General features: G+C 38.3%; 12 protein-coding genes. 3 read left to right on the top strand and 9 right to left on the bottom strand.

Annotated elements, in window-relative coordinates:
• The first annotated feature begins 17 nt into the window (after nt 1-17).
• The 3 genes from PHO43_RS05105 (at nt 18) to PHO43_RS05095 (ending at nt 3,903) form a co-directional block, all read left to right on the top strand.
• On the top strand, nt 18-2,729 hold the full coding sequence (locus tag PHO43_RS05105) for a BamA/OMP85 family outer membrane protein (protein ID WP_288011509.1): 2,712 nt from the start codon (nt 18-20) through the stop codon (nt 2,727-2,729).
• Nucleotides 2,730-2,811: 82 nt separating this feature from the next.
• Nucleotides 2,812-3,324 (top strand): OmpH/Skp family outer membrane protein, encoded by a 513-nt coding sequence (locus PHO43_RS05100; protein ID WP_045090381.1) that lies wholly within the window; start codon nt 2,812-2,814, stop codon nt 3,322-3,324.
• A 66-nt stretch (nt 3,325-3,390) separates the two neighbouring features.
• The gene (locus PHO43_RS05095; RefSeq protein ID WP_045090382.1) at nt 3,391-3,903 is read left to right on the top strand and encodes an OmpH/Skp family outer membrane protein; all 513 of its coding nucleotides are present in this window, start codon (nt 3,391-3,393) and stop codon (nt 3,901-3,903) included.
• 106 nt (nt 3,904-4,009) lie between these two features.
• Here the strand turns inward: PHO43_RS05095 and PHO43_RS05090 are convergent, their stop codons facing one another.
• The 9 genes from PHO43_RS05090 to PHO43_RS05050 all read right to left on the bottom strand — a co-directional run bounded on the left by PHO43_RS05090 (nt 4,010) and on the right by PHO43_RS05050 (nt 12,985).
• Nucleotides 4,010-5,164, bottom strand: a complete 1,155-nt coding sequence (locus PHO43_RS05090; RefSeq protein WP_045090383.1) for a universal stress protein — start codon at nt 5,162-5,164, stop codon at nt 4,010-4,012.
• Between the two features lie 117 nt (nt 5,165-5,281).
• The gene (locus tag PHO43_RS05085; RefSeq protein WP_045090384.1) at nt 5,282-5,593 is read right to left on the bottom strand and encodes a hypothetical protein; all 312 of its coding nucleotides are present in this window, start codon (nt 5,591-5,593) and stop codon (nt 5,282-5,284) included.
• A gap of 132 nt (nt 5,594-5,725) precedes the next feature.
• Nucleotides 5,726-6,427, bottom strand: coding sequence for a phosphatase PAP2 family protein (locus tag PHO43_RS05080; RefSeq protein WP_045090385.1), 702 nt, complete (start codon nt 6,425-6,427; stop codon nt 5,726-5,728).
• A 5-nt stretch (nt 6,428-6,432) separates the two neighbouring features.
• Nucleotides 6,433-7,293 (bottom strand): tetratricopeptide repeat protein, encoded by an 861-nt coding sequence (locus PHO43_RS05075; RefSeq protein WP_053827172.1) that lies wholly within the window; start codon nt 7,291-7,293, stop codon nt 6,433-6,435.
• A gap of 9 nt (nt 7,294-7,302) precedes the next feature.
• Nucleotides 7,303-9,138, bottom strand: coding sequence for a BatD family protein (locus tag PHO43_RS05070; RefSeq protein WP_288011507.1), 1,836 nt, complete (start codon nt 9,136-9,138; stop codon nt 7,303-7,305).
• A gap of 11 nt (nt 9,139-9,149) precedes the next feature.
• A complete protein-coding gene (locus tag PHO43_RS05065) occupies nt 9,150-9,872 on the bottom strand; it encodes a tetratricopeptide repeat protein (RefSeq protein WP_045091008.1) in 723 nt (240 codons plus the stop codon).
• Nucleotides 9,873-9,894: 22 nt separating this feature from the next.
• Nucleotides 9,895-10,917, bottom strand: coding sequence for a vWA domain-containing protein (locus tag PHO43_RS05060; protein WP_045090386.1), 1,023 nt, complete (start codon nt 10,915-10,917; stop codon nt 9,895-9,897).
• 65 nt (nt 10,918-10,982) lie between these two features.
• A complete protein-coding gene (locus tag PHO43_RS05055) occupies nt 10,983-11,966 on the bottom strand; it encodes a vWA domain-containing protein (protein WP_045090387.1) in 984 nt (327 codons plus the stop codon).
• The gene (locus tag PHO43_RS05050) at nt 11,963-12,985 is read right to left on the bottom strand and encodes a hypothetical protein (protein ID WP_053827169.1); all 1,023 of its coding nucleotides are present in this window, start codon (nt 12,983-12,985) and stop codon (nt 11,963-11,965) included. Before PHO43_RS05050 ends, PHO43_RS05055 begins: the two co-directional genes overlap by 4 nt.
• Between the last annotated feature and the right edge of the window lie 13 nt (nt 12,986-12,998).

Raw genomic sequence — 12,998 nt, 5'->3', positions numbered from 1 at the left:
GAAAAGAAATTATCACAATGTTGAAGAGAATATTCAATTTACTTCTGCTATTAATAGTACTACCACAGACAGTATTATTGGCTCAAACCAACGATTCAATAACTCAGAGTGAATCGGGTGATCTGACTGTGAATTATACATCACCCCCAAAGACCTATTACATTGCTGATGTAAAGGTAACGGGTGTAGAGGAAACAATGTATGCAGGACAGGAGTTTGTACTTATCAATTTTGCCGGACTTTCAAAAGGTCAGGAGATACAGATCCCTGGTGATGATATAACAAACGCGCTTAAAAGATTTTGGAGACAAGGACTTTTCTCTGATGTTAAGATACTCCAGAACAAGATTGAGGGTGACAGTGTATGGCTTGAAATAAAGCTGACTGACCGTCCCAGGGTTACTGACATACGTTATACCGGGATGAAGAAAAGCGAGCAGGATGATATTGAAGCTAAGATAGGATTTGTAAAAGGAAATCAGATTACCCCTCCTCAAATCGACAGAGCTGAGATTTTAATCAAAAACTTCTATGACGAAAAGGGTTTTGGAGATGCTGAAGTCAGACTCCTTCAACACCCTGACACAACGGGTAAAAATCAGGTTGTGCTTGAAATTGTTGTTGATAAAAAGGAAAAACTTAAAGTTAACAATATAAATATTGAAGGAAATGTTGCACTCTCCGACAGAACGTTGAAGAGGGCTATGAAGAAGACTAATGAGAAAGGTAAACTCTGGAATATTTTCCGTGCAAAGAAGTTCGTTGAAGATCTCTATGAAGAGGATAAAAGAAATCTTATTGGTAAATATCATGAGGAGGGATATCGAGATGCTGAAATTATAAAGGATACTGTATATAAATTTGATGATAAGACAGTAAACATAGATATTCTTCTTGAAGAGGGACCACTTTATCATATACGCTCAATTAACTGGGTTGGTAATACTCAATACCCTTCTGCACAGCTTTCCAGGGTACTGAATATGAATTCAGGGGAAGTGTATAATCAGAAAAAACTTGAGGAAAGACTTATATCTGATGAAGATGCTGTAATCAATCTTTATCAGAATAACGGATATCTGTTTTCAAATATTGATCCGATAGAGATAAATATTGAAAATGACTCCATCGATCTTGAGTTGCGTGTTGTGGAAGGACCAAAAGCAACAATCAAACGTGTAATAATTCAAGGTAATGATCGTCTATACGAAGATGTTATCCGTCGTGAATTAAGAACTAAACCGGGAGCAGTGTTCAGTAAGGATGACCTGCTGAGATCTGTTCGAGAAATTGCCCAGACAGGCCATTTCGATCCGGAGGCACTTTCTGCAGATATAGGGAAAGGTATAACTCCTAACCCTGAAGATGGTACTGTTGATATTACATACCCTTTGACATCAAAAGGAAACGACCAGATTGAGTTTTCTGCAGGTTGGGGTGTTACCGGCCTGGTAGGTAAACTTAGTCTGCGCCTGAATAACTTCTCTTTAAGGAACATGCTTAATCCATCTATGCACAGAGGTATAATTCCGCAGGGAGATGGACAGACACTTGTGTTGAGTGCACAGACCAACGGTAGATATTATCAATCATATCAGTTCCAGTTTATTGAACCATGGTTTGGGGGCAAAAAGCCTAACCACTTCTCGGTTAATGCATACTACTCAAGATATACTGGTTTAAATAGCGACTACTACCGACAGAATACCAATCCTTACATGTATGGCATGGGAGGCTATCCCGGTATGGGATATGGTGGTTATGGCTACCCGGGTTATGGTTACGGAGGATATGGTGGCTATGGCGGTTACGGAGGTTATGGATACGGTTATCAGGACCTCGCAGAATATGCTGCTGACCCGGATCAGGTCTTCAATATATTTGGAGCATCTATAGGATATGGTAAACGTTTAGAGTGGCCTGACGACTATTTCCAGATTATGGCAACATTAGGTTTCCAACGTTATGGTCTTAAAAACTGGACATTAAACAGATTTGATTTCTCAACAGGAGTAAGTAATAGTATTACGCTTGGATTAACGTTATCTCGTACTTCGATAGATAACCCTATTTATACCAGAACCGGATCTGACTTCACTCTAAGTGTAAATGCAACACCTCCATTCTCATTATGGGATGGCAGGGATTACAGTAAACTTGCAGTAAATGATCCTGCAAAACATAGGTGGAATGAGTATCATAAGTGGAAACTCAAGATGCGTACATATACTCCACTTACACCGTTAACAGTAACCAGAACACCTGTAGTTGCAACCAGGGCAGAATTCGGAATACTGGGACACTACAACAAGGATAAACTGACATCCTTCGAAACGTTTGATGTGGGTGGTGATGGTATGACAGGATATACAAGCAGTTTTGCAACAGAAACGGTTGCTTTGAGAGGATACGAGAACAACTCAATTGCTATGCAGGCACGAGCATATACTCGTCTGGGACTTGAACTACGTTATCCGTTTATACTTGAGCCAAACTCAACAATTTACGGTGTTGCATTCCTTGAAGCAGGTAATGCATGGATGAAGCTGAATGAGATAAATCCTTTCGACCTGAAGCGATCTGCTGGTGCAGGTGTGAGAATCTTCCTTCCAATGATCGGTTTGATGGGTATCGACTGGGCATATGGTTTTGATACAGTGTATGGCACTTCAGGCATCAGAGACAGAGGAGGAAGTCAGTTCCACTTCATAATCGGTCAGGAGTTCTAATATCTTTAACATTATTTACAGAGAGTACTGTAAACGTTTATAAGTTTCAACTGTCATTATAAACAGATTAAAAAAACAAAGTATGAAAAAAATAGTTTTATTTATTGGTTTATTCTTGGCGTTAGGTATCAGTAGCAGCATGGCTCAGCAATATGCACTGATTGATATGGAGTATATCTTAAAGAGAATTCCTGCATACGAGAACGCTAATGAACAACTGGAAGCTTTGTCTAAGCAATGGCAGGCAGTTATCGACGAAGAGGTTCAAGAGGTGAATGCTATGTATAAAAAATACCAGGCCGATCTCACTTTTCTTGCAGGAGAAGAGAAAACCAAACGTGAAAATCAGATTGTAGCAAAGGAAAATGCTATTCAGGAACTCAGGAATCAATATTTTGGTCCAGAAGGAGAATTATTTAAGAATCAGGAGAAACTGATTAAGCCAATACAGGATAATATTTATGAGGCAGTAAAATCAATTTCTATTGATAATGGGTATGCTGTTGTTTTAGACAGAGCATCTGCTACATCTATTATTTTTGCAACCCCTGATATTGATATTAGCGACGAAGTACTTTCAAGATTAGGCTATTAGAATTTTATCATTATCTTTGTATCCACTTTTTTTGAATTATAAATTATAAATTATAACGTAACAATCATGTTAAAGAAATTATTGATCTTTTGTATTGCACTTGCTCCTTTATCGCTTGTAGCACAAGACTTAAAACTAGCGTACATAAACACTCAGGAGATATTTGCATCTATGCCTGAATTATCCAGTATCGAAACACAATTAACAGAAAAACAGGAACAGATTACTAAAAACGGCCAGGCTTTGGTTGATGAATACACCAAGAAAGCCCAGGAATTTGAAGCAGCAGCAGCAACTACTTCCGATGCCGTAAAAATGGATCAGCAGGCACAACTGCAATCAATTCTGCAGAGATACGAACTATTTCAGCAGAACAGTCAACAAGAAATGCAGCAGTTACAACAAAAGCTTCTTGGACCTGTTAATCAGAAAATTTCAGATGCAATACAGGCAGTAGGTGCAGCAAATAACTATACTTTTGTATTTGATGTATCTAATATGCAGTCTCCAATAGTTTATACTCATCCTTCGGCAGTAAACATTACTCAGGAAGTAAAAACACGTTTGGGAATACAGTAAAAGACATTAAACAGTATAAAAAAAGGTCTCAAATTTAATTGAGGCCTTTTTTTATATCTGATATTAAACAGGAATCAGACAATCACTGTTAGATTTATAATCATAACTACATTCCTTTAATAACCAGTATAGGAGTATTTGAATGAAACAGCATCTTACGTGCTATACCCGGATTGAACATCCTGGCAAAAATATTCCTTCTTGAGCTTGATAAAGAGATCATATCAATATTATTCTCCTTCACATATTTTTCAAGGGTAGATTCCAGTCTCTCCGTCTGATCAATAAGCATATAGCTTACCTTTAACAGTGGATACAGTTCGGAAAGCCTTTTTTGAAATCCCGATAGTTTAATCTCATTCCAAACATCCTCCTTCTTTGCAATATGTGCTAAAATAATTTCAATATGATATGGCTTTAAAAGCTTCATCATAATATCAAGAGCTTTAAATTCCCTCTCCTGGAAGTTAGTAAGAAATACCACTCTCTTGACTTCAGTAAGATTGCGTACTTTTGAGTCTTCCGGAACAGCAAAAATAGGGGTTCTGCAACCATCCATCACCTCAGCGGTCACACTGCCAATCAGATCCAGATCTTTAGCATTTTTACCTCTTGTACCCATAACTATGGCAGTAGGCTTTATCTTCTTGGAATATGAAATAATCTCCTCCTCCGGGAGCCCTTCCACCAAGGTATAGGTAAAGCTGACTTTAGGGAATTTACCATTCGATATATTCTCCTCTAACCTTTTAATAAGGTTTTTCATCTCTGTCTCCGTATTCTTTTTTATATCCTGATAAATATCCTTATCAGTAGACTGCAGAGTAAGAGAGTCTCCAAAGGGAATTGAAGCAGGATAAAAAGGTGTAAAGAATGCATGCATCAGCTTTACATTACATTTTAAATCATCTGCAAGACGGAATCCAAACTCACAAGCCAAAAGTGAATAGTCGGAGAAATCAACAGGGATTAATACCTCATTGATAACTTTCACCTTTTCTTCATCATCTTCTTTTTCATCAGTTGATTTAAAATCCACCTGTTCAATTACACGCAATGCGTTCGGAAGATCTTTTTCATTGATTCTTACCCTCACACTACCGGCAATGGTAGGTTCAATGAGATTAATACCATGTATAACAGCAGGTATGCCTTCCGATTCAAGTATAGATTTTAATATTTGTGCTTTTTCATACGTATGAATTGCAACTGTTACCAGTTTTTCATCGCGTGATTCACTATTTGTAATCTCTTTTTTCATATTAATCTTTTTGAGACATCCAAAGGTGTTGACCTCCAGATGTAAGGGTTAAAAACAACTCTACAAAAAAACCCAATAACGAGTGTTGAACAATCAATTATTGGGTTCTTTTTTCTTTTATTCTTCAAGTTCTGCCTGATCTGTCTGTTCAGGTTCCGGTTCCGGTTCTGGTTCCGGATAGTCTGTAAGTCCTAAAATCTTTAAAGCTTTATCAAAAATAAGGGTATCGTCGAGAACAACAATACCACCATCAGGACCGGGCTCAATATGAATTCCTACACTATTGCCCTCTTTATAATTGTATCCGCCAAAATAGTTTCTTACGGTCTCAGGTTTCATATCTAATTCCTCTGCTATTTGACGGATACTCCCATCGGGGAGTTTGTCTTTCAGCTCTCTTAAGTCATTAAATGAGATTGTTCTTGCCATGGTCAATTATTTTTATGTTTAAAATTCATTTGTATTAATAATATGCCCTAAACTTACTCAAAAAAACAGAGATTCCAAACTATTCTATTAATTTATTTCCAATTTGTTTTAGTACCAATATTATAACATTGTTCAATGAGGTAATGTTGATAATACAGGAGAGAAAATGATTAACAGGCTAATATAAGTTAATATAAAAAAGGAAAGATAATTCGCGTTCTGTCTGCTGTAAACAGCTTTATCGCCTGTTTGCATAATGTTATTAACAGGTGCTTTGTAAAGTATGGTATATAGTCCGTAAAGTATCATTGCAAGGATAGTTCCAACTAATGCTCCGGCAATTATATCCGAAATAAAATGAACACCAAGATATATACGAGTATAACTGTTAAGTGTACCCCATAATAATGTACTTAGCGTGATAATCCTGTATTTAAAAATCAAAGATAAAAAAACACTTAATCCAAAAGCGTTGGTAGCGTGGCCGGAAATAAATCCAAATCTGCCACCTCTATAATTGTTAACAGTATCTACCAGATACATAAAATCGGGATGATGTGTAGGTCTGAACCGCTCAAAAAGTGGTTTAAAAAGTGATGATGAAATCTGATCACTTAAAACAAATACAAGAATAAAAAAGAGAGCAACTATAAATGCACCTTTCCTCGAAGTCTTATAAAAAAAAATAAAAAGGATAAAAAGGAAAAGCGGTATCCATATAAACCTCCCGCTTAATGTCCACATCGCATTATCCAGAAACTGGGAATCGCTGCCATTAAGTGCAAAAAACAGGTCACGTTCCAGCGGAAGTAATGAATCTATCGCATCTCTCATAGTTCTCAGATTATCTCTATGTTATCTTCATAAGTCCATCCTACACTACCATTTGCTATTTCTACTTCATACCAGTTACCATCACTGCTTCTGATTTTAACCTTAGTCCCCTCATGCAGTTCAAATAACTGATTACTGTTAACATCCGGCGAAGCATTAACCGCAGCTGCACCCACCATCACAATTGCAGTGTCTCCACGAAGACGCTCTCTCTTCTGCCTGAAGGAGAAAGAATTGGCAATTATCATAAAAATGAAAAGTACAATACCTGTATAAAAGGCAGTTTTTCTAGCCCAGAGGATTCTCACGAACAGGAAAACAGCTACAGATAATAAGAATAGAAGAAATAACACAATTGCAATAGTAGCCCATACATTTGAGCTGAAAAGATTACGGACAGAATCAATCCAGTTTACCAGGAAAAGGTTTCCGGAAGCAGCGATCCTATCGACAGTCCTGTTGTTTGCAAATCTTAGATTATGCCTTATATCACTATCACCCGGGTCCAATAAAAGTGCTCTTTCATAATTTAATATAGCCTTACCCAGTTGATTATCGCGAAAATATGCATTCCCAAGATTATAATATAGTTGTGCCGATACGCGGTTTTCTTTAACTCCCTGACTTACCGCCTCCTCGTAAAGCTCTATACTTCTCTTGTAATCCTGATTTCTGTATGCATTGGATGCCATCTCATATAATCCGGATTCTTCTGTATCCTGTATATCATCAGCCAGAGGTAGTAATTGATCCTCTGCAGCAGGTAAATTATCCTGCTGTTCAGAACCGGAAGTATTCTGTCCGGTAACCTGCAGAGTAAATAAGGCTGCAATAAACAAAACAGATATATATTTGATCAGTTTCATACTCATAAACTATTTACTTTTCTTGAGTCGGTTTTCCATTTCACCAATAGCATTAAAGGTGTTGTTATAAACACTTTCCATTTCAGCATCACTTTCTGCCGGAGCATATCGTGCAAACTCGCATGTATCAAGTATTTGCATAAACCTTGAAATTAGTTCCCCGCTTATACCATTTTTTGACAACTCATTCTCTATATTATTCTTAGAGAGATTAGCCACCGGTATAGATAGTTTATCACTAAAATAACCCCAAATCGCTCTAAGAACCTCATCATAGAAATTCTCTTTCTTCTGCTCCTTAAGATATTTCTCTGCCAGCTTCAGCCTCTTTATTGCAATTTTATTTGCTTTCCTGTTTCGCATAAGAGCTACGTTGGCATTCTCGCGGGCCTGTTTTCTGTTGATTATAAATAACACAACAAGCAGGACAAATGGTATTATATACCATAGCCAGTAGTTAAGTGAACCTACAAAAAAATTACTTATAGAAAGATAGTTTGGTTCTCCGGTCTTTAAGAACCTTATATCCTGCTCCACTCTTACATCCTGCTGATTCACAAAATTGCTTGATGTTATACTTCCCGGATCACCTTTAGCAATCTGAAGACTGTATTCTTCTGTTGTAAGAGTCTTATATGAATTTGTATTGATATCGAAATAACTGAACTCAACCGGTGGAATAGTGTAGTTACCTTCATATCGCGGAATTGCCATATATTCGATAGTTCTAATACCAGTCAGCCCATTGCTCGTTACATTAAGGGCATTTGTAACAGTAGGATCATAGACCTCGAAATTGGAAGGAAACTCTACAACCGGATTACTTATAAGTTTCATATTACCTGTTCCTGAAATCTCCAGTCGTAAAGAAATAGCCTCATTGGCTCTCAGCTGTGTAGTATTAATATTTGGCTTCATAGTAAAAGTCCCCACAGCATTTGCAAAGCTGGCAGGACGGTTTGCCGGCAGTGGTTTAACATTAATTACAACAGGATTAGTAACAAGTGTCTTATTAACATCAACCATAAGTTCCTGCGAACCGAAGAAGGTAGTCACACTTCTTCCTGAAGGTACAGAAAACACCATTTCAAGTCTACCCGAAGGTATGGTAATCTGACCTGACTTCTGAGGGAACAGAAGCGTTTTACGAAGATCTGCGGTATAGTAGTTCCTCCCGTTATAGCGCTCCATCTGTAGCTGCTGATTGACAGGAACATCTATCTCTTCAACCATAAACCCTTCAAATTCAGGAAACTGAATTCTTCCGAAGTTGACAATATTAAGTGTTGTATATAATCTGAATGTTACAGTAAATCCCTCCTGTTCGTAAGGATTGTTTTTGGATACTATTGCTCTGATAAATGCATCATTATCAGATACTGTAGCAGATCCAGATGATGAGCCTCCACCTCTGGAGCTCTGCGATGATTTCTCATCTGGTGGTAAGACCTCAACTTTTAAAGAGTTAGACTGATAGTTTGCACCGTCGACACTTATAGAAGCCGGTCCAATAGTATATGTACCCGTAGTTTTTGCTACTAAAATATATGTATAGGTTACAGATCTCTCTGATGTGGTTTTGCCGTTTATGGTACGCTGGCTGAAGCTGGTAGAGGTACTTGGCCCAAAAAGTATATCAAAATCAGAAAGATCAGGTAAACGTAAATCTCTACCCTCCTGATTCAACACATAACTCAATCTGAACTGCTCACCCTCTACTACCGAAGCCGGTGCTGTTGCCTTGAATGTCACCTGTGCTTCAGAAACAGCTATATTTCCTGTAAGTAATGCAACCAGGAAAATCAGATATATATATATGTTCCGTTTAAATTTGACTATCATCATTTCTGAAAATCTTACCAGTTTTTATTCCTTCGTCTGTTTTCTTCTGCCTGCTCCTCTCTCTCCTGAGCTTTAATCTGCTGCACCTTCTCCTGTGTCTCTCGTTCATCCTGCTCAATAGCCTGTAAAAGCTGACGAGCGTTATCACGTGACATCTGTTCAGGTTCCTGGGGCTGCTCAGCTCTTTTCTCCTGATCCTGTGGTGGCTGAGGCTGATTTTGTTGATTCTGCTGCTGATCCTGCTCCTGTTCTTGCTGTTCCTGATCATTCTCACCGTCACTCTGCTGCTCCTCATCCTGAATCATCTTCTGCACAACGGCAAGGTTATAACGCGCTTCATCATCCTGAGGATTTAGTCTGAGTGCCATTTTATATGCTTCCATCGACTCCTTAAGCTGTTTCTTTTGCAGCATTGCATTACCTATATTATGCATGCCCGCAGATACCTTTATTGGATTCTCCTGCTCAAGTGCATTAGATTGATTATACTGCTCTATGGCTTTGTCCCACTCTTTCTGTCTGTATAACGTGTTGCCAAGGTTATAGTTTGCTTCCTGGGAGTTTGGATTACCCTCCACAGCCTTACTAAAATAGTCAGCTGCCTCTGAGAATTTTTGCTCCTTATATTCTTTGTTTCCTTTACGGATATTTTTTCTTACATCCTTCTGTGCCGAAACAGTTACAGATATCAGCATCATAATAAGGGAAACCAGTATATATCTTAAATCTAATCGCATAGTATTTCTCTGTAAATCGGTTTTATTCAAAAATTCTTACATTTCGGAATATCGGATTCTTCTTATCATATATCAGAATCTCGATAAACAGTATTACAAGTAAAATCCATGCAAAAACAGTAAACTTCTCGTCATATTCTGAATATACCAAACTTGATGAAGTGGTTGTCTCTAACTCATCAAGCTGTGCCGTTAGCGCCTGAATTGCTCTGTTTGAATTGTCGGCTCTTACATATAAACCCTTACCACTTTGAGCAATTTCCATGCTCATCTGTTCATTAAGCCTTGACACAACAACATTGCCCTCACTATCTGTCATAAAATTACTTCCATATTCGTTAGATGGCAGTGGAGAGCCGTCAGGAGAGCCAATACCTATAATATTTATCTGGACACCCGCTTTAGCAGCATCTGCTGCGATTCCGGCAGCATTCCCTTCATGATCTTCTCCATCAGTAATTATAACCATTGCTTTACTGGCTTCCTGATCACTGGAGAAAGAACCCATACCAAGTCTTATAGCCTCACCTATAGCAGTACCCTGTACAGGTACCAGACTAGGATCTATTGTATTTAAAAATATCTTTGCCGATTGAGTGTCCGAAGTTAGTGGCATCTGTATAAACGCCTCACCGGCAAATACAATTAGTCCCACCTTATCATTTCCACGCACATCTATCAGTCTCGATAATATTTGCTTTGCACGCTCCAGTCTGTTTGGAGATACATCTTCAGCCAGCATTGAGTTTGAAACATCAATTGCAATTACCAGCTCAATACCCTCCTTTTCAACAGTCTCTACCTTTGTACCAAATTGAGGTCGCGCCAGCATAATTATACCAACACATATTGCTGCAAAGATTAGCCAGAATTTTAGATAAGAACGTTTAAGAGAAAGCTCCGGCATCATCTTTTTAAGTGTGGAAAGTGTACCCAGCTTCTGTACATCCTTTCGCTTCCTTATATTCAGGTATATATATAACACCAGCAAAACTGGTATTACAATAAAAAACCAAAGGTATTCCGGATTTCCGAATCTAAACATATCTGATTATCTCTTTTTAATTATCAAAACTCTACTATTTGATGCGCATCCGATTTATTATGAAATTATGGTATACTTCTCAACCATGTTCTTCGTAAAATCAACTCAAGCAAAATCAATGCCATAGCCGCAAGAGCAAACATCAGAAACTTTTCCTGACGCTGTGTTACATTCTGTACGCTGATCAGGTATTTCTCCATCTCATCGATCTCTTCGTAAACCTGTCTGAGACCTTCTGTATCCTGAGCTCTGAAATATTGTCCGCCTGTCATCGCAGCAATTTCAGTAAGTGTCTTCTCATCAATATCAACAGCCATATTCTGCATTCTTACGCCAAATGGTGTCTGTACCGGAGTGGGAGCCATTCCCTTAGTCCCAACACCAACTGTGTATACCCTGATCCCATATGAACGGGCCATTTCAGCAGCAGTAAGCGGAGCAATCTGCCCCCTGTTATTTGTTCCGTCTGTAAGCAGAATCACAACACGAGATTGCGATTCACTATCCTTTAGACGATTAACAGAAGTAGCCAGTCCTAGTCCAATAGCCGTCCCATCATCTATAAGTCCAAATTCAATCTCATTAAGCAGATTAAGCAATACAGTGTGATCTGTTGTCAGCGGACATTGTGTAAAACTTTCACCTGCAAAAACGACTAATCCAATATTATCATTCCTGCGGTCAGTCACAAATTCAGATGCAACTTTTTTAGCAGCCTGTAATCGGTCCGGCTGTAAATCCTGTGACAACATTGATCCCGACACGTCAAGTGCCAGAACTATATCTATTCCCTGCGACTCACTCTCCTCCCAGCTGTTAACTGACTGAGGACGTGCAATTACCAAAATTATTAATCCAATTGAGATTACTCTCAATACAAATGGCAAATGCCTCATATAGACCTTAAGTCCGGGCTTAACCCCCTTGAATGCATTTACAGATGCCAGTTTAAACGATGCCTGCATCTTGGACAATCGCACTATATACCACACTATCAGAGGGATAAGTAGTAATAATAACCATAGATATTCAGGATGCAGAAAAATCATGTCGTTTCTTTTATTTTATTATTTTCTCCTTCTAATTTCTCCAACTCCTCGCTTTTTGAGATCGGATCAGGCTCTCGGGTTTGATTTACAAAGAAATAGGCATTAACCAAGCTCAAATCATTCTCATCAGGATAGGGTTTATATTTTGCAAACTTAACCAGGTCTGATGTAGTAAGAATCTGTTTCAGGTTATTATAAACCGAATCAACCTCCTCCAATTTTCTCACCTCATTAAGAATCTCTCCTGTGGTCATTTCCATAGCATTAATACCCTCTCTCTCATAAATATAGTGTCTAAGAATATCGGTGAGTTTACTGTAAAACTCCTTCTCACGACCCTGCAGCCATAACTTCTCGGCCTTTAGTTTATCCAAGTCTTTCAAAGCCCTTACATGTGCAGGTTGAACAACAGGTGGTTTAAATATATATCCTTTTTTCTTCTTCTTCAATATCAGATATATTATCAACCCAATCAATGCAATTAACAAGGCAACACCCAGCACAATCCATAAGATCCAAAGATAATCGGTCCACACAAAAGGAGCTTTTTGAACCGGCTTAATATCATATAGCTGAAGTTGCTCAAAGTCGATAGAATCAGTCTCCCCCCTATTCATCTTCTCCAGATAAGAAAGTGTGGAATCAGACAAATCAGGCGATGTAACCTTAAGTCCAAACGAGTTTGAAAAAATTGTATCTGTACCATCAAAAACCGGAATATAAGGAATATGATAGAGAGTAGAATCAAACGAGGTGACAACATACTTAAAATTAAGAGTCATCACATTATTCTCTATCAATGTATCCGGCGGAAGCATCGTTATAACCTCAATACCAGGCACTATCTCACTTTCATATACTGGAAAAGAGATTGTTTTATCCTTTGGAGAGATCACTTTAACATTAATCAAAGCCTGCTCACCAATCAATATTTCTGTTGGTTGAATAGTAGCATGGGCCGAAGCTCTCTGAGCCTCAACAGTAGACACCGACAGCAATAATAAAGCAGTCAGTATCATACAATGCAGTAAT

Origin of the sequence: Lascolabacillus sp. (assembly GCF_028696275.1) — a bacterium.
GTDB lineage: Bacteria > Bacteroidota > Bacteroidia > Bacteroidales > Dysgonomonadaceae > Proteiniphilum > Proteiniphilum massiliensis.
The sequence above is the reverse complement of the archived record's forward strand: the minus strand, read 5'-3'. Positions and strand labels throughout refer to the sequence as shown.

Coding starts and splice junctions, on each gene's coding strand:
- PHO43_RS05055 (WP_045090387.1), bottom strand. CDS start 11,966: ATGATTTTTCTGCATCCTGAATATCTATGGTTATTATTACTACTTATC.
- PHO43_RS05105 (WP_288011509.1), top strand. CDS start 18: ATGTTGAAGAGAATATTCAATTTACTTCTGCTATTAATAGTACTACCA.
- PHO43_RS05060 (WP_045090386.1), bottom strand. CDS start 10,917: ATGTTTAGATTCGGAAATCCGGAATACCTTTGGTTTTTTATTGTAATA.
- PHO43_RS05080 (WP_045090385.1), bottom strand. CDS start 6,427: ATGAGAGATGCGATAGATTCATTACTTCCGCTGGAACGTGACCTGTTT.
- PHO43_RS05050 (WP_053827169.1), bottom strand. CDS start 12,985: ATGATACTGACTGCTTTATTATTGCTGTCGGTGTCTACTGTTGAGGCT.
- PHO43_RS05095 (WP_045090382.1), top strand. CDS start 3,391: ATGTTAAAGAAATTATTGATCTTTTGTATTGCACTTGCTCCTTTATCG.
- PHO43_RS05085 (WP_045090384.1), bottom strand. CDS start 5,593: ATGGCAAGAACAATCTCATTTAATGACTTAAGAGAGCTGAAAGACAAA.
- PHO43_RS05065 (WP_045091008.1), bottom strand. CDS start 9,872: ATGCGATTAGATTTAAGATATATACTGGTTTCCCTTATTATGATGCTG.
- PHO43_RS05075 (WP_053827172.1), bottom strand. CDS start 7,293: ATGAAACTGATCAAATATATATCTGTTTTGTTTATTGCAGCCTTATTT.
- PHO43_RS05100 (WP_045090381.1), top strand. CDS start 2,812: ATGAAAAAAATAGTTTTATTTATTGGTTTATTCTTGGCGTTAGGTATC.
- PHO43_RS05070 (WP_288011507.1), bottom strand. CDS start 9,138: ATGATGATAGTCAAATTTAAACGGAACATATATATATATCTGATTTTC.
- PHO43_RS05090 (WP_045090383.1), bottom strand. CDS start 5,164: ATGAAAAAAGAGATTACAAATAGTGAATCACGCGATGAAAAACTGGTA.